This is a genomic window from Allobosea caraganae (assembly GCF_003351345.1).
Classification (GTDB): Bacteria; Pseudomonadota; Alphaproteobacteria; order Rhizobiales; family Beijerinckiaceae; genus Allobosea; species Allobosea caraganae.
Map to the genome: position 1 here is coordinate 14,944 of NZ_QQTO01000028.1, position 25,925 is coordinate 40,868.

At 67.6% G+C, this 25,925-nt stretch carries 26 protein-coding genes; 7 read left to right on the forward strand and 19 right to left on the reverse strand.

Annotated elements, in window-relative coordinates:
- Positions 1 to 4: 4 nt before the first annotated feature.
- From DWF00_RS20305 to leuC, 15 genes are all read right to left on the reverse strand, one after another.
- The gene (locus DWF00_RS20305) at positions 5 to 1,114 is read right to left on the reverse strand and encodes a protein-glutamate methylesterase/protein-glutamine glutaminase (protein ID WP_114832389.1); all 1,110 of its coding nucleotides are present in this window, start codon (positions 1,112 to 1,114) and stop codon (positions 5 to 7) included.
- Positions 1,111 to 1,983 (reverse strand): CheR family methyltransferase, encoded by an 873-nt coding sequence (locus DWF00_RS20310; RefSeq protein WP_114832390.1) that lies wholly within the window; start codon positions 1,981 to 1,983, stop codon positions 1,111 to 1,113. The genes DWF00_RS20305 and DWF00_RS20310 overlap by 4 nt, the downstream gene beginning before the upstream one ends.
- A gap of 17 nt (positions 1,984 to 2,000) precedes the next feature.
- Positions 2,001 to 2,471, reverse strand: coding sequence for a chemotaxis protein CheW (locus DWF00_RS20315; RefSeq protein WP_114832391.1), 471 nt, complete (start codon positions 2,469 to 2,471; stop codon positions 2,001 to 2,003).
- Positions 2,472 to 2,555: 84 nt separating this feature from the next.
- Positions 2,556 to 4,712, reverse strand: coding sequence for a HAMP domain-containing methyl-accepting chemotaxis protein (locus DWF00_RS20320; protein ID WP_114832392.1), 2,157 nt, complete (start codon positions 4,710 to 4,712; stop codon positions 2,556 to 2,558).
- A 56-nt stretch (positions 4,713 to 4,768) separates the two neighbouring features.
- Complete coding sequence (locus DWF00_RS20325; protein ID WP_114832393.1) at positions 4,769 to 5,236, reverse strand: chemotaxis protein CheW; 468 nt, start codon at positions 5,234 to 5,236, stop codon at positions 4,769 to 4,771.
- On the reverse strand, positions 5,236 to 7,260 hold the full coding sequence (locus DWF00_RS20330; RefSeq protein WP_114832394.1) for a chemotaxis protein CheA: 2,025 nt from the start codon (positions 7,258 to 7,260) through the stop codon (positions 5,236 to 5,238). Before DWF00_RS20330 ends, DWF00_RS20325 begins: the two co-directional genes overlap by 1 nt.
- A complete protein-coding gene (locus DWF00_RS20335) occupies positions 7,257 to 7,622 on the reverse strand; it encodes a response regulator (RefSeq protein WP_114832395.1) in 366 nt (121 codons plus the stop codon). Before DWF00_RS20335 ends, DWF00_RS20330 begins: the two co-directional genes overlap by 4 nt.
- A 25-nt stretch (positions 7,623 to 7,647) precedes the next feature.
- Complete coding sequence (locus DWF00_RS20340; protein ID WP_114832396.1) at positions 7,648 to 7,926, reverse strand: STAS domain-containing protein; 279 nt, start codon at positions 7,924 to 7,926, stop codon at positions 7,648 to 7,650.
- 320 nt (positions 7,927 to 8,246) lie between these two features.
- Positions 8,247 to 8,996, reverse strand: coding sequence for an ABC transporter permease (locus DWF00_RS20345; protein ID WP_114832397.1), 750 nt, complete (start codon positions 8,994 to 8,996; stop codon positions 8,247 to 8,249).
- Positions 8,993 to 9,745, reverse strand: coding sequence for an ABC transporter permease (locus DWF00_RS20350; protein ID WP_210207951.1), 753 nt, complete (start codon positions 9,743 to 9,745; stop codon positions 8,993 to 8,995). Before DWF00_RS20350 ends, DWF00_RS20345 begins: the two co-directional genes overlap by 4 nt.
- The gene (locus DWF00_RS20355) at positions 9,742 to 10,572 is read right to left on the reverse strand and encodes an ABC transporter ATP-binding protein (RefSeq protein WP_114832435.1); all 831 of its coding nucleotides are present in this window, start codon (positions 10,570 to 10,572) and stop codon (positions 9,742 to 9,744) included. The genes DWF00_RS20350 and DWF00_RS20355 overlap by 4 nt, the downstream gene beginning before the upstream one ends.
- 2 nt (positions 10,573 to 10,574) lie before the next feature.
- Entirely contained in the window at positions 10,575 to 11,570 is a 996-nt protein-coding gene (locus DWF00_RS20360) for an ABC transporter substrate-binding protein (RefSeq protein ID WP_181832888.1), read from the reverse strand.
- An 80-nt stretch (positions 11,571 to 11,650) separates the two neighbouring features.
- The gene (locus DWF00_RS29550; RefSeq protein ID WP_181832889.1) at positions 11,651 to 11,794 is read right to left on the reverse strand and encodes a hypothetical protein; all 144 of its coding nucleotides are present in this window, start codon (positions 11,792 to 11,794) and stop codon (positions 11,651 to 11,653) included.
- Positions 11,791 to 12,432, reverse strand: coding sequence for a 3-isopropylmalate dehydratase small subunit (gene leuD, locus DWF00_RS20365; protein ID WP_114832399.1), 642 nt, complete (start codon positions 12,430 to 12,432; stop codon positions 11,791 to 11,793). The genes DWF00_RS29550 and leuD overlap by 4 nt, the downstream gene beginning before the upstream one ends.
- The gene (gene leuC, locus DWF00_RS20370) at positions 12,429 to 13,844 is read right to left on the reverse strand and encodes a 3-isopropylmalate dehydratase large subunit (RefSeq protein WP_114832400.1); all 1,416 of its coding nucleotides are present in this window, start codon (positions 13,842 to 13,844) and stop codon (positions 12,429 to 12,431) included. The genes leuD and leuC overlap by 4 nt, the downstream gene beginning before the upstream one ends.
- Before the next feature lie 246 nt (positions 13,845 to 14,090).
- On the opposite strand from leuC, the gene gcvA reads away from it, so the two are divergent.
- Positions 14,091 to 15,014, forward strand: coding sequence for a transcriptional regulator GcvA (gene gcvA / locus DWF00_RS20375; protein WP_114832401.1), 924 nt, complete (start codon positions 14,091 to 14,093; stop codon positions 15,012 to 15,014).
- Positions 15,015 to 15,017: 3 nt separating this feature from the next.
- On the opposite strand, the gene DWF00_RS20380 is transcribed toward gcvA, so the two are convergent.
- Positions 15,018 to 16,229 carry an ROK family transcriptional regulator gene (locus DWF00_RS20380; RefSeq protein WP_114832402.1) on the reverse strand — a complete coding sequence of 404 codons (1,212 nt, stop codon included), beginning with the start codon at positions 16,227 to 16,229 and terminating at the stop codon, positions 15,018 to 15,020.
- A 227-nt stretch (positions 16,230 to 16,456) separates the two neighbouring features.
- Between DWF00_RS20380 and DWF00_RS20385 the strand changes: the two genes are divergently transcribed.
- From DWF00_RS20385 to DWF00_RS20405, 5 genes are all read left to right on the forward strand, one after another.
- Positions 16,457 to 17,719, forward strand: coding sequence for an extracellular solute-binding protein (locus DWF00_RS20385; RefSeq protein ID WP_114832403.1), 1,263 nt, complete (start codon positions 16,457 to 16,459; stop codon positions 17,717 to 17,719).
- A gap of 75 nt (positions 17,720 to 17,794) precedes the next feature.
- On the forward strand, positions 17,795 to 18,694 hold the full coding sequence (locus DWF00_RS20390; RefSeq protein ID WP_114832404.1) for a carbohydrate ABC transporter permease: 900 nt from the start codon (positions 17,795 to 17,797) through the stop codon (positions 18,692 to 18,694).
- On the forward strand, positions 18,694 to 19,512 hold the full coding sequence (locus DWF00_RS20395; RefSeq protein WP_114832405.1) for a carbohydrate ABC transporter permease: 819 nt from the start codon (positions 18,694 to 18,696) through the stop codon (positions 19,510 to 19,512). Before DWF00_RS20390 ends, DWF00_RS20395 begins: the two co-directional genes overlap by 1 nt.
- Before the next feature lie 3 nt (positions 19,513 to 19,515).
- Entirely contained in the window at positions 19,516 to 20,586 is a 1,071-nt protein-coding gene (locus DWF00_RS20400; RefSeq protein WP_114832406.1) for an SIS domain-containing protein, read from the forward strand.
- Entirely contained in the window at positions 20,583 to 21,524 is a 942-nt protein-coding gene (locus tag DWF00_RS20405; protein WP_114832407.1) for an ROK family protein, read from the forward strand. The genes DWF00_RS20400 and DWF00_RS20405 overlap by 4 nt, the downstream gene beginning before the upstream one ends.
- Positions 21,525 to 21,640: 116 nt before the next feature.
- Here the strand turns inward: DWF00_RS20405 and DWF00_RS20410 are convergent, their stop codons facing one another.
- From DWF00_RS20410 to DWF00_RS20420, 3 genes are read right to left on the reverse strand one after another with little or no spacing between them, the layout of a single operon-like run.
- The gene (locus DWF00_RS20410; protein ID WP_245974144.1) at positions 21,641 to 22,375 is read right to left on the reverse strand and encodes an RraA family protein; all 735 of its coding nucleotides are present in this window, start codon (positions 22,373 to 22,375) and stop codon (positions 21,641 to 21,643) included.
- Complete coding sequence (locus DWF00_RS20415; protein ID WP_114832408.1) at positions 22,372 to 23,523, reverse strand: acyl-CoA dehydrogenase family protein; 1,152 nt, start codon at positions 23,521 to 23,523, stop codon at positions 22,372 to 22,374. The genes DWF00_RS20410 and DWF00_RS20415 overlap by 4 nt, the downstream gene beginning before the upstream one ends.
- Before the next feature lie 21 nt (positions 23,524 to 23,544).
- Positions 23,545 to 24,708 carry a dihydrodipicolinate synthase family protein gene (locus DWF00_RS20420; RefSeq protein WP_114832409.1) on the reverse strand — a complete coding sequence of 388 codons (1,164 nt, stop codon included), beginning with the start codon at positions 24,706 to 24,708 and terminating at the stop codon, positions 23,545 to 23,547.
- Positions 24,709 to 24,871: 163 nt separating this feature from the next.
- Here DWF00_RS20420 and DWF00_RS20425 point away from each other — a divergent pair, with 163 nt between their 5' ends.
- Positions 24,872 to 25,924 (forward strand): LacI family DNA-binding transcriptional regulator, encoded by a 1,053-nt coding sequence (locus DWF00_RS20425; RefSeq protein WP_114832410.1) that lies wholly within the window; start codon positions 24,872 to 24,874, stop codon positions 25,922 to 25,924.
- The last annotated feature ends 1 nt before the right edge of the window (position 25,925 follow it).

Genomic DNA, 25,925 nt, shown 5'->3' on the forward strand with positions numbered 1-25,925 from the left:
TTCCCTATGCGCTTCTGGCTGGTTCTGGGGCATGATGCCCGGCAGGCGGATGTGCCCAGGCCATGATCTCCTGGGGCACGCGCCCCAGCGAGACGATCTTCTCGACGGCGCCGCGCTCGATCGCCTCCTTGGGCATGCCGAAGACGACGCTGCTCTCCTCGTCCTGCGCCAATGTCCTGGCGCCGGCCTTGCGCATTTCGAGCAGGCCGCGGGCGCCGTCATCGCCCATGCCGGTCATGATGATGCCGAGCGCGTTGGCGCCGGCATATTGCGCGGCCGAGCGGAAGAGCACGTCGACCGAGGGGCGATGGCGCGAGACCGGCGGGCCGTCCTTGATCGCGACATGGTAGCGCGTGCCGGTGCGCTGCAGCAGCATGTGGCGGTTGCCGGGCGCGATCAGGACGCGGCCGCTCTGGACGTCGTCGCCATCGGCCGCCTCCTTGATCTCCAAGGCGCAGATGCGGTCGAGCCGGCTGGCGAAGGCGGCGGTGAACTTCTCCGGCATGTGCTGGACGATGACGATGCCGGGGCTGTGCACCGGCAGGACTTCGAGCACCTCGCGCAAGGTCTCGGTGCCGCCGGTGGAGATGCCGATGCAGACGATGCGGGCGGTGGCCGGCCGGATGCGGGTGGTCACCGGCGGTGGCATGATCACGTCGGCGGTGAGCTTCTTCTCGACGGCGGCGCGCGGCTCGCGCTTGCGCAGGCGGGCGCTCGCCGCCGCCTTGACGCATTGGCGCAGCCGGTCGGCGGATTCGAGCAGCGCGTTGCGGGTGTCGACGCGCGGCTTGGGCACGATGTCGAAGGCGCCGGCCTCCAGCGCGTCGAAGAGGGCGCGCGAGCCGGCCTCGGTCAGGGTCGAGCAGATGATCACCGGGATCGGCCGCTGCGCCATGATCTTGCGCAGGAAGGTCAGCCCGTCCATGCCCGGCATTTCGATGTCGAGGATCATCACGTCGGGCAGCTCGACCTGGAGCTTGCGGGCGGCGGAATAGGCGTCGGAGGCGGCGCCCATCACCTCGATCTCGGGGTCGTCGCTGAGGATCGCGGTCAGGACCTGGCGGACGGAGGCCGAGTCGTCGACGATCAAGACGCGCAAGGGCTTCTTCGTCATGCGGCTGTCCTCCCCAGCTTGGCCGCGTCGGCCTGGAATATGGTCGGCAGGACCTGGCGCAACCCCGGGATGCCGCTGCCGGCCATCGACTCGGAATGGCCGAGCAGCAGGTAGCCGCCGGGCCGCAGATGCGAGATCAGGCGGCCGATCACCGCCTGCTGCGTCGGCTTGTCGAAATAGATCAGGACGTTGCGGCAGAAGATCACGTCGACGTCGCGGTCGAACGGATATTGCTCGTCCATCAGGTTCAGCCGGGCGAACTGCGTCATGCGGCGCAGCTCCGGGGCGATGCGGGCGATGTCGCGGCCTGGATCGCGGGCGCACATGACATAGCGCTGCTTCATGCCGGCCGGGACGGGCTCGATGACGGCGCGCGAGTAGATCGCGGTGCGCGCCTCCTGCAGGGCCTCGGTCGAGATGTCGGTGCCAAGGATCGAGAAGCGCATGGCGGCGCCGGCCGCGACCATGTCCTGCAGCACCATGGCGAGCGTGTAGACCTCCGGCCCGGTCGAGCAGGCGGCGCTCCAGATCTTCAGGTTCGCCGGCCGGCGGCGCTGGCTCGCGACCAGCGTCGGGACAGCCACGTTGCGCAGGAAGTCGAAATGGCTGGGCTCGCGGAAGAAGTCGGTCTTGTTGGTGGTGACGCAGTCGATCAGGTGGATCAGCTCGTCCTGGAGATGGCCGCGCTCGAAGAGATGCGCGCCGTAATCGTTGAGGTCGGCGAGGTTGAGGGCGCGGACGCGCTTGCGCAGGCGGCCCTCGACCATGGTGCGCTTGGTCAGCGGCAGCCTGATGCCGACGCGGGTTTCGATGACTTCGGCTACGGCCTTGAAATAGCGGTCACTCAAGTGACCAAGCGGATCCGACATCGGCTCTGTCCGGTTGGTCAAGCGGCTGCGGCCGCGAGCAGGGGGGCGTCGTCCGAGGCCATCAGGCGCTCCAGATCGAAGATCACGATGAAGGCCTCGCCCTTGCGGCCGATGCCGGCGATGTAGTTCGACTGCCAGCGGCCGCCGACGTCGGGGGCCGGCTCGGTCGCGTCGTCGTCGAGCCCGGTGACCTCGAAGACCCGGTCGGCGACGAAGCCGACGCCCTGCGTGCGGCCGTTCAGCGGCACGTCGAGGATGATGATGCGGGTCGCCTCCGTCGGGTCGACGCGGGGCAGGCCGAGCTTGGTGCGCAGGTCGACGATCGGATAGCCGGCGCCGCGGACGTCGATCATCCCAAGCAGGAAGGCCGGCGCGTGCGGCAGATGCGCGATCGGGCGCATGTCCAAAATCTCGCGGACGTAGCGGATGTCGATGCCGAAGAGCTCGCGGTCGATGCCGAGCGTCAGGTATTGGGCGGTGTCGGCCATGACGGGCTCCGATGGCGCGGGAGAGACAGGCGGGACGTGATGCTGCTCCGGCCTCGCCCGAGAGCGAGGCCGGAGCGATCCGGATCAGGCGCGGCGGAAGTCGGCGTCGTGCTGGTCGCCGCCCTCGTCGAGGTCGAAGGCGAAGCCGCCATTCGCCGCCTTGGCCGGGCGCGAGGGCTTCAGGATCGCGGCCCGCTTCGGCTGGCTGACGCTGGCCATGCTGCTCGCCTTGGCGCGGAGCTGCTTGACGGCGCCGTCGATCGGGGCCGTGCGCAGGTTCTGGTTCGAGGCGGTGTCGAGCTTGAAGAAGGCGATGGTGGCCTGGAGCTGCTCGGCCTGGGTCGCCAGCTCCTCGGAGGTCGCCGAGACCTGCTCTGAAGCCGCGGCGTTCTGCTGGGTCACCTTGTCGAGCTGCTGGATCGCCTGGTTGATCTGCGAGGAGCCGACATCCTGCTCGCGGCAGGCGGCGGTGATCTCCTCGACCAGCTCGGCGGTCTTCTTGATGTCGGGCACCAGCTTGCCGAGCATGGCGCCGGCCTCCTGCGCGACCTTGACCGTGTCGACCGAGAGCGTGCCGATCTCGGCCGCGGCAGCCTGGCTGCGCTCGGCGAGCTTGCGCACCTCGGAGGCGACCACCGCGAAGCCCTTGCCGTGCTCGCCGGCCCGGGCCGCCTCGACAGCGGCGTTGAGGGCGAGCAGGTCGGTCTGGCGGGCGATCTCCTGGACGATGTTGATCTTGGCGGCGATGGTCTGCATCGCTTCCACCGCGCGGCCGACGGCGACGCCGCTGGCCTCGGCGTCCTTGGCCGATTGCGAGGCGATCTTCTCGGTCTGGCTGGCGTTCTCGGCGTTCTGCTTCACGTTGGCGGCCATCTCCTCCATCGAGGAGGAGGCCTCCTCGGTGGACGCGGCCTGTTCGGTCGAGCCCTGCGAGAGCTGCTCGGCGCTGGCCGAGAGCTCCTGGCTGCCGGCCGAGACGTTCTGGGCCGCGCTCGTCGCCTGCGCCACGATGGTGCGCAGCTTCTCCAGCATGTTCTCCAGCGCGATGCCGAGCCGGTCCTTGTCGGAGAGGCGCTTGGCGTCGACCGTCAGGTCGCCGTTCGAGATCGAGTCGGCGACGGCTGCGGTGGCGTTGAGGTTGGCCGTCATCGCGGTCAGCGCGGCGACAAGGTCGCCGATCTCGTCCTTGCTCTTGACCTCGATGGTCTTGCTGAGGTCGCCGATCGCAACGGCGTTGGCTAGGCCGACGGCGCTGGCGAGACCGCGGCTGATGTTGAGGGCGATCCAGGTCGCGGCGGCAATGGCGAAGAGGATCGAGCCGATGACGATGCCGAGCAGCACCATCTTGGCGGTCTCGCTCTGCGAGCGGGCCGAGGCGACCGAGGCGGTGACGCGGTCCTTGGCGAGGCCGATATACTCGTCGAGCGCGGCGTTGGCGTCGACGACGGCCATGCGGCCCTCGCCCTCGGAAAGTGCCTCGGCGCGCAGGTTGCCGCCCTGGCCGTTGAGCTGGACGACGCGGTCGAGCGCCTTGGCATATTGCTCGACGGCGTCGGTCAGCGCGACCGGCAGGCCGGCTTGCGCCGTGACCGCCTTGCGCAGGTCGGCGAGCAGGTCGCCGGCGGTCTTGGTGCGGCGCTCCAGCTCCTCCAGCGCGTTGGAGGCGAGCGCGATGTTCACCTCGCCCCAGAGGTTGGCGAGCTTGAGCTGGATCGCCTGCGCCGCGACCGAGTTCTCGCGGCTGGTATCGGCGACGACGCGGCCGACGGCGGTCTCGGCCGCCTGGAAGGCGGTGCGGCCGTCGGCGAGCATCAGGATGCGGGCGCGGTTGCTCGAATTGGTGCGGGCGAACTTGATCAGCTCGTCGCGGACCTTGGTCTGGCGCTCGTCGGCCAGGTTGAACTTCTCCATGATCCGGCGCCCCTCGGGGGTCGTGATCACGGCCAGCAGCTCGTCGCGCTGCTTGCGGTAGGTGACGCGCTGGCCCTGGATGTCGGCGGCGAGCTTCTCGATCTCGGCATCGTCCTCGGCGAGGATGATGTTCTTCTCGGTGCGGACGATCTGCAGCAGCGAAGCCTTCAGGCTGTTGGCCATGTCCTGGCGCGAGGCCAGCGCCGCGACCTCCTGCGTATCCTCGGCGAGGTCCGACATCTTCACATAGGCGACCCCACCGGCAACCATCAGCAGGGAGATGATGACGCCGAAGGCGCCAGCAAGCTTGGCTTTGATCGTAAGTCTCATGTTAGCCCCCAAAAACACAACGCGAGGATATCCGGCTGGTACAGCGCCCTGCCGCATCAATTCAGGATCTGTTCCATGTTCGGAACAATGACGAACTCGTCGTTCCACTTGGTGATGAAGTGGACGAATTCAGGCTTCCAGTGCATGCCCAGGCGCGGCGTCTGCTGGGTCTGGGCCCTGGAGATCTCGGTGACTTCGTAGACCTTGTCGGCGATGATCCCGACGGTGACCGGGTCGCCGTCGATCTCGATGTCGATCACGACGATGCGGGTGTCGGCGGTCTCAGGCCGGTGCGGCATGCCGAAGCGCACGCGTATGTCGGCGAGCGGCACGACGTTGCCGCGCACGTTGATCAGCGAGGGCAGGAAGGCGCGCGCGCCGGCGACCTTGGTGGTCGGCACGGGGTCGATGATCTCGCGCACCAGCCCGGCTTCGAGCGCGAAGATCTCGCTGCCGAGTCCGACCATCACGACCTGCATGGCGTCGGCGACGGCTGCGCCGGCTTGCGTCTGAATCGCGTCCATCAGGCAGCCTCCGCCGGCTTTTCGCTTTCGGCCTTGGCCTGGCCGAGGGTGACGAGCTGGGCGACGTCGAGGATCAGTGCGGCCGAGCCATCGCCGAGGATGGTGGCGCCGGAGAACATCGTGACGTCCGCGTGCAGCTTGGAGAGCGACTTGATCACGGTCTGGTGGCTGCCGATGATCTGGTCGACGACGAGGCCGATGCGGGTGTCGCCCTTCGAGGTGATGATGATCTTCTGGTGCTGGTCGGCCTCGCCTTCGGCGTCGAACAGGTCGCGCAGGCGCAGGAAGGGCACGAGGTCGCCGCGCACGTTGAGGAAGTTGCGGCCGCGCGCCCGGGCATCGTCCGCCGCGGTGAGCTCGACGCATTCCTCGACGGCCGAGAGCGGGATGATGTAGCGGCCGTCGCCGACGCGGGTGAGCAGGCCCTCGATGATGGCGAGCGTCAGCGGCAGGCGCAGCGTCACCGTGGTGCCGTTACCGGGCCGGGTCGAGAGCTCGATCGAGCCGCGCAGGGATTCGATGGTGCGTTTGACCACGTCCATGCCGACGCCGCGGCCCGACAGGGTCGAGATCGTCTTGGCCGTCGAGAAGCCGGGATGGAACAGGAACTGGTAGATGTCCTGGTCGCTCATCGCGGCGCCCGGCGCGAGCAGGCCCTGCTCCTCGGCCTTGGCCCGGATGCGGGCGGCGTCGAGCCCGGCGCCGTCATCGGTCACGGTGACCAGCACCTGCGCGCCGACATAGCGGGCGGCGAGTTCGATGCGGCCGGTCGCATCCTTGGCGGTGCCGGCGCGCTGCTCGGGGCCTTCGATGCCATGGTCGATGGCGTTGCGGATGAGGTGGACCAACGGATCGGCCAGGCGCTCGATCATGGTCTTGTCGAGCTCGGTGTCCTCGCCGACCGTGACGAACTCGACCGGCTTGGCGAGGTCGCGCGAGAGGTCGTGGACGAGGCGGCGGAAGCGGCCGAAGAGCGAGCCCATCGGCACCATGCGCACGCCCATGGTCGAGTCACGCAGGCCGGAGGCGAGACGCTCGATCTCCTCGGCGATCGCCTTGATGGCGATGTCGCTGCCGGAATGGGCGAGCTGGCTCAGCCGGGCCTGGGCGATGACGAGCTCGCCGACGCGGTCCATCAGCTCGTCCAGGCGCTCGGCCTGGACGCGCACGGTTGAGGTCTTGTCCTCGGCGCGGCGGTTGAACTCGACTTTTTCGGTGACAGGCTCGGGAGCGGGCGCTGCTTTCGGCGCGACCGCGGCCGCGGCCGGGGGCGCCATGACGATCGCCTCCGGCGGGAGAGCTTCCTCCAGCAGCCCGCCATCGGCGAGAACCGGCTCGATCGTGAGCTTCATCTCGTCGCGGACGAACATGAAGACGTCCTCGATCGCGTCGACGCCGCAATCGCTGGTCAGCAGGACGTCCCAGGTGACGAGGCAGGTCTCCGGATCGAGCGCGTCGAGTTCAGGGACGTTGTCGAGGTTGGCGAGAACCGCGCAGGGGCCGAGCGCGCGCAGGTCGTCGAGCAAGGCGAGAGGGTTGGTGCCGTTGCGCAGGATGTCGGGCTCGTAGGCGATGCCGATGCGCCAGCCGGTCTGGTTGGTGGCGACGCCCGCGGCCGGAGCGGCCGAGCTCGCTGCACCGGGCGCGTCCGGCACGCTGACGAAGCGCTTGAGGTCGTCCAAAATGGCCTCGCCGATGATCGCGTCGGTGCTGCTCGGATCCTCGATCAGCGCGCGGATATAGTCCTTGGCGGCAAGCGCCACCGAGACGATGTCGCGGTTGGCCTCGATCTCGCCCTTGCGGATCAGGTCGAAGGCGGTCTCGAAGTCGTGGGTGAAGGCTGCGACCTGCTCGAAGCCGAACATGGCGCCCGAGCCCTTGATGGTGTGCAGGGCGCGGAAGGCGGTGTCGATCAGCTCGCGGTCCTGCGGCGTCTGGCTCAGGTCGAGCAGCGCGAGTTCGAGGCTGTCGAGCAGCTCGGCGGCTTCCTGGCGGAAGGTCTCGGTGGGATCGAGTTCCATCAGGCGCGCACCAGCTTGGCGACCACAGCGAGAAGCTGCTCGGGCTTGAACGGCTTGGTGATCCAGCCGGTGGCGCCGGCGGCCTTGGCCTCCTGCTTCACGGAATCGTCGGATTCGGTGGTGAGGAAGACGATGGGAACGCCGACGAAGGCGGGCAGCGCCCGCATCGCCCTGATCATCTCCATGCCGTTCATCACGGGCATGTTGAGGTCGGTGATGACGAGGTCGAATTTCTGCGTCTTGCCGACGGCAAGGCCGGCGGCGCCGTCTGCGGCCTCGGCGACGTTATGGCCCTCGGGCGCCAGCACCAGCTTGATCATCTGGCGAATACTGGGCGAATCGTCGACTGTCAGCACATTGGCCATGGCTGCCCCCTCAAGCTCGCATGGTCTAGGAATTGGCGGATGGAAGTTGCAGCCCGGCCCGCGCCAGCGCGTCTTGCAGGGGCGGCGAGATCGCGGAGATATCGAGGCGCCTTTGCTTGGCCCGGGCGGTCTTCAACGCTGAGGCCAGGAGCTGCAGGCAGGTGATGTCGGCCTGCTGTACTTGCGTGGCATCGATCGCGATGTCGCCAGCCCCGGCGAAGGCGATGCGCAAGGCGTCATATTGCGCGCGGCTGGCGCTGATCCTGCTGTCTACTGGCAGAATGATCGAATTTCTTTCATTCATCTGCGGTAGTCCTAGTCGTTAACAGGCGGTAAAAGTAGTTTTAATCAGTTCTTACCGCCATTTAATACGATATAAATCTTAATAGAACGCTACGTCATGATTCAGATTGGGACAATTTTCAGTTGCGTCATGTCGCCGCGTTTCGCGCGGAAACGCTGCGCGCGCAGGGGCTTGCGCCTGGGCGGAGGGACGGAACAGCTGATCGCGCGGCATACCATGCCGTGCAGCATCACCAGCGGAGGTTGAGCGGGGCTGATCTGGCGAGAAGGCCCTTAGGGCCTTCGACGAGGATTTCAGCCGGGCAGCCCCGGCCGATCCGGTCAGGAGCGGGCGTAGAGCCGCTGGTTCAGGGCGAGCAGCACGACGCTGGCCGTGCCGGCGAAGACGGTCAGGAGCAGGGTCAGCGTCATGATCAGGTCGACATTGTGCAGGCCGATCGCGCTCATCAGCAGGAAGCCGAGCCCGCGCTGCGAGGCGAACATCTCACCCAAGAGCGTGCCGATCAGCGTCAGCGAGAAGCCGATGCGCAGGCCGGCGAAGATTTCGGGCAGGGCGGCCGGGACGATGATGCGCGCGATCATGTCGAGGGGCGTGAGGCCCATGACGTGGCCGGTCTTAATGTAGACGCGCTTGACGTTGCGCACCGCCGTAATGGTGAAGAGCGCGATCGGGATGACGCCGTGGATCGTGCCGAAGGCGACCTTCGAGGACATGCCGAGGCCGAAGGCGAGCAGCAGGATCGGGTAGAGCGTGATCTTCGGGATCGAGTAGAGCGCGACCAGCATCGGCTCGAACACGTCGCTGAGGAAGCGGCTGGCGCCGAGCGTGAAGCCGATGCTCAGGCCGATCACGACCGCCAGCAGCAGGGCGAGGCCGAAAGCCTTGCTGGTCTCGGCGAGATGCGCCGCGAATTGCGGTGTCGAGGTGAACTTGGCGGCGAAGGCGAGCGTCTGGAGCGGGGAGCGCAGCGCAACGTCGCCGACGACCCAGTAGAGCGCCTGCCAGGCGACCAGGACGACCACGATCAGCGTCAGCGTGTTGCGCAGGAGTTGGCCGGTTTGCGGGTTCATCGCAGGCCCCTCCGCGCCATCAGCACCTTCTCCCAGCGCGCGATCATCATGTTGATGCTGATCGAGACCAGCAGGATCAGCAGGATCAGCGGGTACATCGTGGCGTTGTCGAAATTGTTGTAGGCGAAGCTGATCTCGTAGCCCATGCCGCCGCTCGACATGATGAACTCGGCGCCGATGATGCCGATCAGCGAATAGGCGACGGCAAGCTTGGCGCCGGTCAGGATATAGGGCGAGGCGCAGGGCAGGGTGACGCGCAAAGCCGTATCGACCGGGCTCATCTGGTTGATCCTGGCGGTCTTGAGCAGGACGCCCGGCACGCGGTCGAGCCCGTTCAGCGTGTTCACGATCACGGCGACGACGCCCAGCATCGCGCCGATGAAGATTTGCGGCGCATCGCCGAGGCCGAGCAGGACGATCAGCATCGGATAGAAGGCGAAGACCGGGATGGCGTAGTAGGTCGCGAAGAGCGGCTCCAGCGTGTCGCGCACCCGGCGCAGGCGGTGGATGACGATCGCGCTGGTCACGCCGACGACCATGGCGATGATGAAGGCGATGAGCGCGTTGCCGAGCGTCTTGGCGATGGCCTTGTTCAGCGCGCCGGTCGCAAGCATGGCGAAGAGGTCGGTCAGGATGCGATGCGGCGGCTGCATGGTCAGCTTGTCGATCACGCCGGCGACGCAGAGCACCTCGAGCAGGATGACCAGGCCGGCCAGGATCACGATGCGCCAGAGGACGGGGCTCTTCACGTCGCCGCCTCGATTTTGCCGATCGCCTTCATCGATTCCTGGCGCAGCGAGCGCCAGAGCCGGGCGGTGATCGCGCCGAACTGCTCCTCCTGGACGATGCGGCTGTCGCGGTCGCGCGACCAGCCGGTCTCGACGATGTCGATGAGGCGGCCGGGACGCGCGGACATCACGCCGATGCGGTCGGCCAGCATGGCGGCCTCGTCGAGCGCATGGGTGATCAGGAAGACGGTGGCGCCGGTCTTGCGCCAGAGGTTCAGCACCTCGTCGCCCATCAGCAGGCGGGTCTGCTGGTCGAGCGCGCCGAAGGGCTCGTCGAGCAGGATCAACCGCGGCTCGGTGACGAGGGTGCGGGCGATGCAGACGCGCTGGCGCATGCCGCCCGAAAGCTGCGCGGGATAGCTGTTGGCGAAGGGCACGAGCCCCATCATCGCCAGTGCCTTCTCGATACGCCGGGCCTTCTCCCCGGGCGGGAGCTTCATCCGCCTCAGGCCGAAGGCGATGTTGTCGCTCACGGTCAGCCAGGGGAAGGAGGCGTCCTCCTGGAAGACGACGCCGACGCCGTCGGGAATGCGGCCCTCGATCGGCTTGCCCTCGAAGGCGACCTCGCCGCTCGTCGCTGTCGAGAGCCCGGCGATCAACTCCAGCAAGGTCGACTTGCCGCAGCCGGACGGGCCGACCACGGCGAAGAACTCGCCGTGGTGCAGTTCGAGGTCGATCGGTCCGAGCGCGTGGACGGCGTCAGCCGGCTTTCCCGGCGGGCTGAACACCTTGTCGACTTTGCGCAGGGATACTTGATTGCTCAGCAAGGTTTGCGCTGTCTGGGTCACGTTCACTTCAGCGCCTTCAGGTCGTCTGGCAGGTAGCGGGTGTCGATCATCTTCGAGAGGTCGACATCGCCCGTGATGGCGCCGACCATCTTCTGCACGTCGACGGCCTTCTGGAGCCCGCCCATGTGGATCTGGCCGGCGCCCCAGTACTCGATGCCGTCGGTCTTGCTGCCGATCAGGTTCTTGACCGCGGCGCGGGCGATTTCGGGCTCGATGCTGTAGACCTTGGCGATGATGTCGCCGGATTCATCCGGGTTGGAGGCCATGAAGGCGACGGCCTTGCGGCGGGCGCGCAGCACGGCCTTGATGAACTCGTCCTTGCCGGCGGCACCGGCGCCTGCCGCGACGCCGAGCACGTTGGCGATGGGCGGCAGCATCTCCGAGGCCTTGGCGATGGCGCGGTACTTGTCCTTGTACTTCGACCAGAGCGGCTCGGGGATCGGGGTGATGTCGACCAGGCCGATATCGAGCGCCGCGACGCCCTCGCCGAAGCCGCCAGTCTTGACCAGCTCGACATCCTCGGTCTTGAGCCCGCCGGATTGCAGCACCAGCGTCGCCAGGGCCTGGCTGGTCGAGCGCGGGTTGGTGTAGCCGAACTTCTTGCCCTTCAGGTCCTTGACCGACTTGATCGGCGAATCCGGCTTCACCGCCCAGACGAACTCGGCGACGGTCGAGACCGTGTCGGCGATGATCTTGATGTCGGCGCCCTGCTGGACGGCGGCGATCACGGCGTTCGGATTGACCTCGGCATAGGGTGCGTTGCCGGCGAGCATGTTGCGCAGCGTCGTGCCGCCGCCGGCCGAGGTCAGGATGCCGGTGACGTTGGCGCCCTCCGCCTTGAAGAAGCCCTTCTCGAGGGCGATCGCGTAGGGCATGCCGTTGGCGGAGACGCCGTAATTGCTGACGACGATCTCCTCGGCTTTGGCGGGGCCGGCGAGCGCGAGGCCGAGCGCGGCGAGGCCGATGAGCGATTTCATGCGGTTCAGCGTGGCTGTCATTGTCTTCGTCTCCTCCCAGGGTCCGCTCTTTTCGCGGATCATCTTCGTTCTCGTCCGCCGGTCGGCGGCCGTCTTCGCCATCAAGCCGGGCGCTGCGCCGTCCCGATCGCGCGCCAGCGCGCGAGATCGACAGCCTGATCCAATGTAGCGCGAACCGCCGAGCCGTTCTGCATGGGTATAAGGGTCTTGCGCGCGAAGACGCCGCGGATGCGCTTGCGGGTCATGGGCTTTGCGTCCGCTGCAGCGTTGCGGGAAAGAGCCAGTCGCTCTCGGCCTTCGCGGCGGCGTAGTGGGCCTCGATCGCAGGCTGGTGTTGCAGGGTCATGGCGATCTCGTCATCGCCGCGCATCAACGCCTGGGCGCGGGAGGCGGGGATGCGGAAGGGGTGCAGCTCGCCGCCGGGGGTGATCACGCTCGCGCTCGGCAGGTCGATGCGGAACTCGGCACTGCCCTCATGCGCCTCGGCGGCGGCCTTCAACGCTTGATAGGTCGCGGGCTCGATCAGCCCGGCGACCAGCCCATTCCTGAAGGCGTTCTCGTAGAAGATGTCGGCGAAGCTCGGCGCCAGCACGCAGCCGATGCCGAATTGCACCAAGGCCCAGACGGCGGCCTCGCGCGAGCTGCCGCAGCCGAAATTCTCGTCGGCAAGCAGGATCTTCGCCTCGCGGAAGGGCGGGCGGTTCAGCACGAAATCCGGCTTCTCGTTGCCCTGCTCGTCGTAGCGCTGGCCGCCGAACAGGCCCTTGCCCATGTCGGCCGTCGCGGTGCGCAGCCAGACCGAGGGGATGATCGCATCGGTGTTGACGTTGGCGATGGGCATCACCGCCATGACGCCTGCGATATCGCGAACCGGCTTCGTCATCCCTGCCGCTCCTGCCTGACGTCGGTGATGTGGCCGGCGAGTGCGGCTGCCGCGACCATCACCGGGCTCGCCAGATGGGTGCGGCTGCGCGGGCCCTGGCGGTTCTCGAAATTGCGGTTGGAGGTCGCGATGCAGCGCGAGCCGGGCGCGACGACATCCTCGTTGATGCTGACGCACATCGAGCAGCCCGCCTCGCGCCATTCGAAGCCGGCGGCGCGGAAGATCTCGTGCAGGCCGCGCGCCTCGGCCTCGCGCTTCACCGACATCGAACCGGGCACGACGAGGCCGCGGACGTTCGGCGCGATCCTGCGGCCCTTGACCACCTGCGCGGCGGCTTCGAGATCGGAGATGCGCGAATTGGTGCAGGAGCCGATGAAGGCGACGTCGATCGGGATGCCGGCGAGCGGCATGCCGGGCTCCAGGCCCATGTAGTTGATCGCCTGGGCGATGCCGTCGCGGCGCCGGGCGTCGGAGAAACCAGCCGGATCGGGCACGCGATCCTCGATGCCGGCGACATGCTCGGGCGTCGTGCCCCAGGTCACCTGCGGAGCGATCCGGCTGCAATCGATCAGGATGTTGCGCTCGAAGACGGCGTTCTCGTCGCTGCGCAGCCTGCGCCAGGTCTCGACGGCGCGGTCATAGGCCTCGCCGGTGGGCGCGAATTCGCGGCCCTTCACATAGGCGAAGGTCTTCTCGTCCGGTGCGATCAGGCCTAGCCGCGCGCCGAGTTCGATCGACATGTTGCAGATCGTCAGCCGTGCCTCGACCGACAGCGCCTCGATCGCCGGGCCGGCATATTCGACGGCGCAGCCGCGGCCGCCGGCGACGCCGAGCTCGCCCATGGCCCGCAGGATCAGGTCCTTGGCGGCGATGCCGGTGCCGACCTTGCCCTCGAAGCGCACGCGCATGTTGCGCGGCCGCGTCAGAGCCAGCGTCTGCGTCGCCAGCACGTGCTCGACCTCGCTGGTGCCGACGCCCATGCCGAGGGCGCCGAGGCCGCCGACGGTCGAGGTGTGGCTGTCGCCGCAGGCGAGGATGCTGCCGGGCAGGGCGAAGCCGAGCTCGGGCGCGATGACGTGGACGATGCCCTGGCGCGGGTCGTCGACGCCGAAATGCTTGATCCGGCTGGCATAGGCGTTCGAGCGCATCAGCGTCAGCAACTCGCGGCCGCCGGGATAGCTGTCCTCGTCGCGGCCGGGGTCGGTGGAGACGATATGGTCCTGCGTCGCGATGGTCAGTTCGGGATGGCGGACATTGCGGCCCGAGCGCTTCAGCCCGGCGAAGGCGACGGCGCTGGTGGTTTCCTGGAGGACGTGCCGGTCGACGAAGACGAGGTCGCGGCCATCGTCGAGCCGGGCGACGAGATGGGCGTTCCAGATCTTGTCGAAGGCGGTCGAAGGCTCAACGGCCATGGCGAGGCCGCAGGGCAAAAAAGCACTGTGATGAGGCGCGCAGACGAGCGTCCGCGGTCCACGGCAGCCGTGGCATGACTTTTCCTCCCGATCAGGCGCTTTGGCGCGCCTTCTGTTCTTTTGAGCTCATGCCGCAACGCACAATGACGATATGCATTTGCGCCCTGATTTTGAGTTAGCCTAATCTCAGGCAAGGGTGCCGCAAAGGCACAATTTACGCAGCCATACCTCAGGAAAACTCAGAGCATGTCGCGCCGCCTTCCACCTTTGAACGCGCTCAGGGCTTTTGAGGCCACCGCCCGCAATGGCAGCCTGACGCGCGCCGCGCAGGAGCTCTCGGTGACGCAGGGCGCGGTCAGCCGGCATGTCACGCAACTCGAAAGCTGGCTCGGGGTGCGCTTGTGCTTGCGCCTGCGCCGCGGCATCGAGACGACGCCGCAAGGGGCGGCCTATGCGGCGACGCTGCGCTCGGCCTTCGACCAGATCGAGGCGCAGACGCAGCGGCTGCGCGCCCGTTCGATCGACAACACCTTGCGGATCAAGCTGCCGCCGACCTTCGCGATCCGCTGGTTCGTGCCGCGGCTGGCGCGGTTCCATGCGCTCAACCGGCATATCGACGTGCAGATCACCACCTCGCACCAGCAGGTCGAGTTCGACCGCGACGATGTCGACCTTTGCATCCATTCCGGCGCGGCGCCGATCCCGGGCGCGCTCTGCCGCAAGCTGTTCGGCGAGATCCTGATGCCGGTGTGCAGCCCCGGCCTGTTCAAATCGGCGCCGCCGCCGCAGGAGCCGGCCGACCTCGCCCGCTTCGTGCTGCTCTGCTCGATGCATCGCGGCGAGGACTGGCCTGATTGGCTCGGCACGGCGCAGGTCAAGACGATCGACGGCAATAGCGGGCTGAAATTCGAGAACTCGGCGCTGGCCTATCAGGCCGCGATCGACGAGCTCGGCATCGTCATGGCGCAGCGCGCCTTCGTCGAGGACGACCTGCGCACCGGCCGGCTGGTGGCGCCGCTTCCGCTCAGGGTGCAGACGAAGAACGCCTACTACCTCGCCTATCCGCGCTCGCGGCAGGATTCGCCGCTGATCAAGGCCTTCGAGCAGTGGATCGTGCAGGAGACCGCGCAAATGGAAGAGACCGCGCAGATGGAAGAGGTTGCGCCCTGAGGCTCAGATCCGCTCGACGACGTCCTGCTTGAACAGCAGCGACAGCTCGGGCGACATGCCGTCGAAGACCGGCAGGGTCGCGGCGCCGAGCGCCGGCGTGTCCGGGCCCATTTCGGCGGCGATGATGCGCGGCGTATCCTCGTTGTTTGAGCTGACGCTGCGCGGCAGCGGCAGGATGCGCGCGATCAGCGCCGTGAGCACGGGCTGGGGCAGCACGCCGCCAAGCACGACCGCCTGCGGGTCGAGCATGTTCTCGATCATGACGATGGCCTGGCGCAGGCTCGCAGCCGCTTCGTCGAGCCAAGTCAGGAGGCGCGGGTCGGCGCTCGCGAGGGCGGCGGCGATGCGGTCGAGATCGTCATGGCGGATGACGTCCTCATGGCTCTCGTCGAGCGCCTTCAGGGCCAGCGAGACCGAGGCATAGCGCTCGAGGCAGCCGCGATTGCCGCAGGTGCAGGGCCGGCCGCCGGTATCGGTGACGAGATGGCCGATCTCGCCCGACTTGCCGTAGCCGCCGCGATAGGGCTGGCCGCGCAGGAAGAGGCCGCCGCCGATGCCGGCGCCGACATAGATATAGGCGAAGTCGGTCAGCGACTTGCCGGCGCCGTAGAGCCGCTCGCCGATCGCCGCGGCGGTGGCGTCGTTCTCGATCAGGACCGGCAGTTCCAGCTTGTTCTGCAGCGACTGGCGCAGGGGCAGGTCCTTCCAGCCGGGCAGCGCGGTCTCGCCGAGCGCAACGAGATGGTCGTCCTGGAAGATGGCGGGGATGACGAGGCCGACGCCCCAGACGCGGCTGCGCGCCACGTTCTGGCGGGTCAGCATCTCCGCGACGGTGCGGGCGATCCGGTCGAGCACGGCGTCCGGCGCGAGCGACGGCAGGTCGATCTCGACGCGGTCGCGCACGCCGCCCGCGACGTCGGTCAGGATGACCAGCAGCACGCCATGGCTGAAGGAGACGCCGAAGGTGAAGCCGCCATCGGGGTTGATGTCGAGCTCGACGGCCGGCTGGCCGCGCGCGCCGCTGCGGCGGTTGACGCTGCGCACCAGCCCGGCCTCGCTCAGCTCGGCGATGATGTTGGAGATGGTCTGCGGGGCCAGGCCGGTGGCGCGGGTGATCTCGGCGCGGGAGAGCGGCGCCTGCAGGCGAATCGTCTCCAGCACGACCCGCCGGTTGAACCGCTTCGCGTGGTCCATGTTGGCGCCGAGCAGCTTCATCTCGCCCTTCTCCTAGCCTTCGCCTCTAGCCCGCTTTTGCCCTGCCGAAATCATACGAACGAAGGAATTCACACCAATTCAAAGCCTTAAGCATGGGCTCGCGGCAAAATCAGGTCCGGTTTTTCCCTAACGGAACTTGCCAAGCGCGAATCCATCCGATTAAATCACTTTAATGGAATAATTCGGGAAGGCAAAATTCAACCGGTATCTCAGGAGGGGATGAGATCATGGCGCAGCATCTGGAAGCGAAGACGGGCCCGTCGCGGCGGGCGATTCTGGCGGCAGGCGGAGCCGCCGCGGTTACGAGTTATGGCTTTGGCGCGCGGGCGCAGGAGGTGAATGTCCGCTTCGTCGGCGAGCGCTATCCGGCGCTGGAGTTCTACGTGAAGAAGCTGCAGGCGGCGCTGCCCAACGTGAAGGTCACGGCCGACCTGATGCCGAACGCGCCGCTCAAGGAGCTGCAGACGATCACGCTGTCATCGGGCGCCGACTCGATCGACATCATGCTCGGCAACGACCTGACCATCGCCAACTTCGCGCAGAACGGCTGGCTCGAGCCGCTCGACGAGTACATCGCCAAGTACCGGGACGAGTACAAGCTCGACGACTTCGCGAAGACGGCGATGAGCTCGGCCTCGTTCGGCGGCAAGGTCTATGGCCTGCCGGTGCTGACCAACACGCAGCTCTTCGCCTACCGGCAGGACCTGCTCGAGGGCAAGGGGCTGAAGCCGCCGACCTCGTTCGAGGAGTACATCGCCGCGGCCGGCGCGCTGAACTCGCCCTCCGTCGCCGGCACGGTGATGACGCTGAAGGGCGACGGCGTGCTCAACGAGGGGCATTGGTACCTCAATGCGCTCGGCGACGGCTGGTTCGACGCCAACAAGAAGCCGGTCTTCAACAGCGCCAAGGGCGTGACGGCGATCGAGACGATGAAGTCGCTGACGCGCTTCGCGCCGCGCGGCTACACCGCCAACGGCAATGACGAGTCGACCATCCTGTTCCAGCAGGGCGCGGCGGCGATGGGCATGCAATGGCTCACCCGCACGGCCGCGATGGACCGGCAGGACCAGTCGAAGGTGATCGGCAAGATCAGCTGGGCGCCGCCGCCGCGTGGCGGGCAGGTCGTCGTGGCCGACAGCTTCGCCATCTCCAAGTTCTCGTCGCGCAACAAGGACACGCTCTTCCGCCTGCTCGCCGCGACGCTGTCGCCGGCGAACCAGCGCGAGGGCGCCAGCCTGGCCTGCCCGACGCGCGTCTCGGTGCTGGAGGATCCGGAGCTGCGCCAGCGCTTCCGCTATTACAGCGTACTGGTGCCGGCGCTGGAGAAGGGCGCGACCTTCCCGAAATTCGCCGAGTTCAAGGAGGTCAGCGAGACCGTGACCCGGCGCATCCTGCAAGCCGTCACCGGCGAGATGCCGGTCAAGGAGGCGCTCGACGTCGCGGCGAAGGAGTCGGAGGAGTTCCTGACGCGGCGGGGGGTCTACAAGTAGAGGCCGAGCCTCCAGGCCTCACCCAAGCAAGTCGCTCTCTGATCATCCTCTTGGAAAGGCCGTCCCGGCAAAGCCATGGCAACGTCGTCGACATCCTCCCGGGCCTATCCACGGGAACGGTCCCTATGGCTGTTCGTGCTGCCGAGCGCGCTGGTCGTGCTCGGCGTGCAGCTCTACCCGGTCGCCTATGCGGTCTGGCTGAGCTTCTTCGACTACCATGTCGGCCAGCCGCAGGCGCAGTTCGTCGGACTGGAGAACTATATCGCGCTGCTCGGCCAGGGCCGCGTCTGGGCGTCCCTGCGCACCACGGTGATCCTCGTCGCCTGCTCGCTCGCGATCGAGTTCGTCCTGGGACTTTTGCTGGCGCTCGGGCTCTACAAGCTGACGCGCGGGGCGCGGATCTTCTCGACGCTGATCTTCGTGCCCTACCTGATCACGCCGGTGGTCGCGGCGCTGTTCCTGCGCTGGATCTTCGCGGCGCGCTGGGGGCTGGCCGATGCCGTCATCGCCTCCTTCGACGTCTTCCCGCCGGACTGGCTGGGCTCGCCGATCTGGGCCTTCGTCACGATCATCACCGCCGATGTCTGGCAGTTCACGCCCTTCGTCATGCTGATCCTCTATGCCGGCCTGCAGGGCATCGACGAGTCGCTGCTGGAGGCCGGGCGGATCGACGGCGCCTCGGGCGCCCGGCTGGTCTGGCACATCATCCTGCCGGCGCTCAGGCCGCAGATCCTGTTCGTGCTGGCGATCCGGCTGATGGATTCCTTCCGCACCTTCGACAGCATCTACGTGCTCACCGGCGGCGGCCCGGGCACCGCCACGGAGACGCTGACCATGTACACCTACGCCATGGCCTTCAAGCAGCTCGACCTCGGCCGGGCCTCGACGCTCGGCGTGCTGACCATGCTGATCGTCACCGGGCTGACGCTGATGATCATCTCGCTGATGTACCGGCGCGAGAAGGGGGCGTTCTGATGGCGCGCCTGTCGCAGCCGCTCACCGTCTTCCTGCTGTCGCTGTTTGCGCTGTTCAGCCTGACGCCGATCATCTGGGCGGTGATGATCTCGCTGAAGCAGCCGGCCGACGCCTTCTCGATCCCGCCGCAACTGCTGTTCGAGCCGACCTTCCGCTTCCACCGCGAGATCTGGGCCGAGCGCCGCTTCACCGAGTTCTTCCTCAACAGCGCCATCATCGCGCTCGGCACGGTGTTCATCTCGGTGCCGATCGGCACGCTAGCCGGCTACGCGCTGTCGCGGCTGGAGAGCCGGGCGAGCCGATCCTTCCTGATGGGGCTGCTGATCATAAGGATGTTCCCGCACATCCTGCTGCTGATCCCGTTCTTCATCGTCGCGCGCTCGCTGGCGTTGATCGACACCTACCCGGCGATGATCGCGGCGATGGTCGCGATCAACCAGCCCTTCACGGTCTGGCTGATGCGCAGCTTCTTCCTCGAAATCCCGCGCGAGCTCGACGAGGCCGCGACGATCGACGGCTGCAACGCCTGGACGACCTTCACCATGGTCATCCTGCCGCTGGCCAAGCCCGGCATCGTCGTGACTTCGCTGTTCAGCCTGCTGCTCGCCTATAACGAGTTCCTGTTCGCGCTGATCCTGACCGGCAGCAGCACCAAGACCTTGCCGGTGGCAATCGCCGAATATGGCGGCGAGGACCTGAACTACTGGTCGCTCTCGGCCGCCGGCGCCATCGGCATCATGTTGCCGATCCTGCTCTTCATGCTGTTCTTCCAGCGCCATCTCGTCCGCGGCCTGACCGTCGGCGCAGTGAAGGGGTGAGCGATGAGCGCGATTGAGCCGAATGCCTTGGCAAGGGCGCCCGTCGACGAGAGCATCATCGACGGTTTCATCCGCGCGCAGGCGCAGGCCGTGCCCGCGACGATCTCGTCGGTGCGCGAACAGTTGGGCGGGCTCGACCTGCGCCCGGCCAAGCATCTCGTCCTGGTCGGGTCCGGCACCTCGCTCAATGCGCTGCTCGTCGCCAAGCCCGGCTTCGAGGCCGGCGGAGCCTTCGTCGAGGTGCTCAACCCGGTCGCCTTCCTCTCACGCGAGCCGGCACTCGGCCGCGATGCGCTGGTGATCGCGCTGTCGCAGACCGGCACGAGCGAGACCACCGTCGCGGCCGTGCGACAGGCGCAGGAAAGTGGCTGGCGCTGCCTGACGATCACTGCGGAAGCGCACAGCCCGATTGGCCAGGTGGCCGCGAGCAAGCTCGTGCTGCCGGTTGGACCGGAGCCGGTCGGCCCGAAGACCAAGGGCTACACCGCCTCGCTCGCCGGCCTGTTCGAGCTTGCCGCCGCGTTCGGCGGCAAGGCCGGGGCGGCGGAGATCGACGAGGACCTGCTCGCGGCTGTGATCGCCAAGACGACGCCGCCCGCCTTCGCGCTCGCTGCCGAGCTCGACGAGGCCGACGGCCTGCTCTTCACCGGCGAGGGCCGGCATCACGGCACGGCGCTGGAAGCCTCGCTCAAGATCGCCGAGATGACCGGCGTGCCCGCCGCCGCCTTCCCGACGGAGGAGGCGATGCACGGTCGCTTCCACGGCCTGACGGCGAAGAGCCTGTGCGTCATGATCGCGGCCGACGAGGCCGAGCGGGCGCTCGCCGCTCATGCCGCCGGGGTGATGGCGGGGCTCGGCGTGCGCACCCTGATCCTCAACCTGACCTCCGTGCCGACGCCGCATGACTGGGTCAGGACGCCCGCGCTTTCGGCGCCGCACGACACTATTGCCGCCATCATTCCGGTGCAGCGGCTGGCCCAGGCCATGGCCGCGCGGCGCGGAATCCCGCCGCATCTGATGCGGTTCCCGGGCCTCTCCAAACTCCTCGGCATCAAGATCGACCGACTGACATGAGACACGTCTTCGCAATCGACATTGGCGGCACCGCCATCAAATACGGCCTCATCGGCGAGGGCGGCGTCATTCTGGCTCGCGGCGAGAAGCCCTTCGAACGGCACCTGCCCTTCGCAGGCGTGATCGACCAGCTCGCCGGACTCTACGAGAGCGTGACGGCCGCGGCCGGGCCGGCCGACGCGATCGGCGTGGCGATGCCGGGCTATGCGCTGCGCGAGAGCGGCCTCGTCGTCGATGGCGGCAACAACGTGCCGGCCCTGCGCGATGGCTCGGTCTCGAAAGCCCTGGAGCAGCGCCTGGGCCGGCCGGTCTGGTTCGAGAATGACGGCGTTGCCGCCGCCATGGGCGAGCAGCATTTCGGTGCGGGGCGCACCTTCCCGCGCTTCGTGCTGATGACGATGGGGACCGGCGTCGGTGGCGCCGTGGTGCTCGACGGCAAGCCGGTGACCGGCGCGCGCGGCGAGCCGCCGGAGCTCGGCGCCATCATCGTCGGCAGCGATGCGCAGGGTGCGCCCGTCAGCCTGGAGGCGGCCGCTTCGGCGACAGGCATCCTGCGCGCCTATGCCGGCCAGGCGGGCGGCGGCGTCGTATCGAGCCGCGCCTTGTTCGAACGGGCGGAGGCCGGCGACCTCGCGGCGATCCGGGCGATCGACGCCGCCAGCCGCTCGATCGCGCAGGCGGCTGGTACGCTGATCAACGCGCTCGGCCTCGATGCCGCCATCCTCGGCGGCGGCGTCTCCGGCGCGGGCGAGTTCCTGGCCGAGCGGGTGCGCACGCATCTGCCGGCCTATACCTGGCCCTTCCTGGCGGCGCGCGCGCAGGTCCGCATCGCCGAGCTCGGCAATTCCGCCGGCCTGCTCGGCGTGGCGGCTTCAGCCTTTGCGGGGCTTGCTGGAGAGAACGGCCGCAAGGTACGACCGGCGCCGGTTCTGCTCTGATACGTCCCAAGCTGAAGTGGGAACCTCACCGCGTCATCCCGGAGCTCCGCTGCGCTCCGTCCGGGATGACGGCGCTTGATTCTGACAGATCACAGCAGGCTCTTGGCGCCCGGGCTCTACATGATCCCGGTCTTGGCGAAGATCGCGGTCGTCGATTCCCCTGCCAGGATCATGTCCCTGACCTCGCTCTCGCCGCGGACCTTGGCGAAGGCCGCCGCCAGCACCTCCTGCTCGCGCGCGGCGGGAACGACCACGACGCCGTCGACATCGCCGACGATCAGGTCTCCGGTCTCGACGCGGCAGCCGTTGCGGAACTGGATCGGGCAGCGGAAGTCGATCACCCGGCCGCGCACCCGCTGGTCCTGCGCATAGCTGCCGGCGGAGAAGACGGGGAAGCCGAGCTGCAGGATTTCGCGCGTGTCGCGGTGATAGCCGTCGAGCACGGCGGCGGTGGCTCCGAGCGTGCGGGCGCGGGTGCTCATCAGCCCGCCCCAGAGCGCATAGGTCGGCGACGAGCCGGTGCAGATGTAGATCTCGCCGGGCTTCAGGCTGTCGAGCGCCTCGAACATCAGGCCGAAGGGCTTCGCCCCGCTGCTCACGCCGGCATCGACGGCGCAATCGGCCTCCTGGACGGTCATGGCCCGGCCGGCGACGACCATCTCCGGCACCAGCGCGCGGATCTCCGGCGGCAGGAACTGGCGGGTTAGGCCGATCGCGTCCATCACGTCGCCGAGCACGGCGCTGAAGAGTTCGGTGCGGATGCGCTGGAAGAGCGGTTCTTCGGCTGAAAGCGTGCCGTTGGCCATGGTGGTCTCCTGCATGTCCGAGAATGGCTGGAGGCGCCGCCTCATGCCCCGTTCTTGATCAGCTCGCGTGCGATGATCGTGCGCTGGATCTGGTTGGTGCCTTCGTAGATCTGGGTGATCTTGGCGTCGCGGTAGAGCCGCTCGACCTCAAAACCCTGGATGTAGCCGGAACCGCCGAAAATCTGCACGGCATTGGCCGTCTGCGCCACCGCCATGTCGCTGGCGAAGCATTTCGCGATCGAGGAGGCCGAGGTCGCGGGCAGATCATGGTCGAGGAGCAGGGCGGCTCGCTCGACCAGCGCGCGGGCGGCGGCGATGTCCTTGGCCATGTCGGCGAGCATCCATTGCAGGCCCTGGTTCTCCAGGATCGGCTTGCCGAATTGCCGGCGCTCGCGGGCATAGCCGAGAGCGGCTTCGAGCCCGGCCTGGGCGATGCCGACGGCGAGCGAGCCGATGCCGACGCGGCCCTTCTCGAGCACGCTCATCATGATGTGGAAGCCGCGTCCCTTCGGCCCGAGCAGGGCATCGCGCGGTACCGTGACGCCATCGAAGCTCAGCCCGCCGACCTGGCTGGCGCGCTGGCCCATCTTGTGCTCCTTCGCGCCGCGCGAGACGCCGGGCGCGTGGAGGTCGACGATGAAGATGCTCATGCCGCGATGGCCGGCGGCCGGGTCGGTCGAGGCCAAGACGAAGCCGAGATCGGCGACGGGAGCGTTGTGGATCCAGAGCTTGCCGCCATCGATGACGTAGCCGTCCGCCGTCTCACGCGCGGTGGTGCGGACGTTGGAGAGGTCGGAGCCGGCCTCGGCCTCGGTCAGGCAATAGGCGACGCGGGTCTTCCCGGTCAGGATATCCGGCAGATGCCGGGCGAGCTGCTCCTTCGTGCCGTAGCGCGTCAGCAGGGTGCCGATCAGCTCGACGAGGCCGCACTGGTCGGCGACCGAGGCGTAGCCGCGCGACAACTCCTCCATGACGATGGCGTAGGCGTAGGTGTCGAGCCCGGCGCCGCCATGCTCGGCGGGGACGGTGATTCCGAACAGGCCGAGCTGGCCCATTTGCCGGTAGATCTCGGCCGGGAAGCTTTCGCTGCGGTCGAGCTCGTTGGCGGCGGGCCGGATCACGTCATTGGCGAAGCGTCTGGAGGTGTCGCGGATCTGCTCGTAGATCGCGGTCTCGTTGAGCGGAGCGTGCATGGTGTTTGTCTTCCGTGCCGGTCAGGCGATGCCGTTTAAGGCGCAGAGATGGCCCATGCGCCGCGCCGCGCGCTCAGGGTCGGTGAACAGCCCGGCCCTGTCGGCGAGGCGGAAGAGGTCGGCATAGTGCAGGATGCCGCGCGCCGATTCCGCGCCGCCGATCATGCGAAAATGGTCCTGGAAGCCATTGAGCCAGGCCAGGAGGACGACGCCGCTCTTGTAGTACTGCGTCGGCGCCTCGAAGAGCCGGCGCGACAGGGCGACAGTCGGATCGAGGATGGCGTGGAAGCCCTGCTTGTCGCCGGCTTCGAGACGCGCGAAGGCCGCGGCTGCGGCGGGTGCGATCGGGTCGAAGATGCCGAGCAGCCCGTGCGAGAAGCCGTGCTCGTCGCCGGCGATCAGCTCGGCATAGTTGAAGTCGTCGCCCGAATACATCACGATCCCATCAGGCAGCTTCCGGCGCATCTCGATCTCCTTGCCGGCATCGAGCAGCGAGATCTTGATGCCGTCGATCTTGGCGGCGTTGTCCCGGATCAGCGTCAGCACGGCCGCCATGGCCGGCTGGAACTCGCGGCTGCCCCAGTAGCCGGCGAGCGCCGGATCGAACATCTCGCCGAGCCAGTGCAGGATGACCTTGCCGCGGCATTGCCGGATCAGGCGGCTATAGACCGCGAGATAGTCGTCCGGCCCCTTCGCTACGCGGCAGAGCGCGCGGCTGGCCATCAGGATGATCTTGCCGCCGTGCGTCTCGACATGGGCGATCTGCTCCTCATAGGCGCGGATCACGTCGTCGAGCGTTCCGATCGCATTCGGGTCGAGCTGGTCGGTGCCGGCGCCGCAGGCGAGGTCGGCGCCCTCGACCGTCTTCGCCTCGGCGAGCACGCGGGCGATCAGCTCGGCGGCGTTGCTCCAGTCGAGCCCCATGCCGCGCTGCGAGGTGTCCATCGCCTCGGCGACCTTGAAGCCGAGGCCCCAGAGATGGCGGCGGAAGGCGAGCGTCGCGTCCCAATCGACGGCCGGAACTCGCCACGGCTCGTTCAGGGCGCGGGGATCGGCGACGACATGCGCGGCAGCGTAGACGGTCCGGATCGGCGAGGGCGCATGGGTCGGGGCGAAGCGCGAGGGCGGCGCCAGGGTATAGCGCTCGGTCCCGCCGGCGGCCTGGGGCAGGGTGATCTGGGCCATCGCTTCCTCCAATTTAATGGAACGTTCCATTTTATTCTTGATGTTTTATGCCTATAATTCATCGAACTCTTGATTGAAAGGGGCATGTTGCCATCTCGATCTGGCTCTGATATGGAACGTTCCAAATCAAGAACGGTGCCGCATGGCGCCTTGGGATGGAACGATGCCGCAGCGGCGCGAGGTCAGGGACAAGGTGACGATCGTCGAGATCGCGGACGCTGCCGGCGTCTCGAAATCGACGGTGTCGCTCGTCCTGACCGGCCGCGGCAGCGTCAAGCCCGAGACCCGCGAGCGCATCCGGCAGGCGATGGACGCGCTCGGCTACGTCTATAATCGCGGCGCCGCCAACCTGCGCAATACGCAATCCAAGATCGTCGGGCTCGTCCTCAACGACCTCTCCAACCCGTTCTTCGCCGAATTCGCCATCGGCGTCGAAACCGTGCTGCAGATGGCCGGCTATGTCGCCTTCATGGCGAATACGTCCGAGAGCGTCGTGCGCCAGACGCAGGTGATGCGGATGATGCGCGAGCACGGGGCTGGCGGCATCATCCTGTGCCCGGCGCTGGACACCAAGCCGGAGGACATCGCCTGGGCTGGCGGTCTCGACACAGCGCTATTGGTGGCGATCCGCCGGCTGCCGGGCGTGGCGGCGAGCGTGGTGATCCCCGACAATGTCGCCGGCGCAGCGCGGGTGACGCGCCATCTGCTCAATCTCGGCCATAAGCGCATCGCCTATCTCGGCGGCATGCATTCCATGGTGGTCCGGCAGGATCGTTTCCAGGGATGCGCCGAGGCGATGGCCGGGGCGGGCCAAGCGATCGATCCGGGTCTCAACATCGAAAGCATGCCGACGCGCGATGGCGGCTTCACCGCGATGGGCTCGGCGCTGGCTCTGCCCGACCGCCCGACTGCGGTGGTCTGCTACAATGACGTCGTGGCGATCGGCGCCATGCTGGCCGCGGCCAAGCGCGGGCTGGTGGTCGGGCGCGACATCGCCATCGTCGGCTTCGACGACACCAGCGAGGCCCGGCACGTCTCGCCGGCGCTGACTACGATTGCCGTCGATGCCGGTGGCTTGGGCGAGCGTGCCGCGGCGATGCTGCTCGAACGCATCACCAACCCTGCTTCCCCGGCTACGACCCATATCGGCCCGGCCGATCTCGTCATTCGCGAATCCTGTGGCGCCTACCAGCACGCGCTGGCGGCCGCCGGCTGAT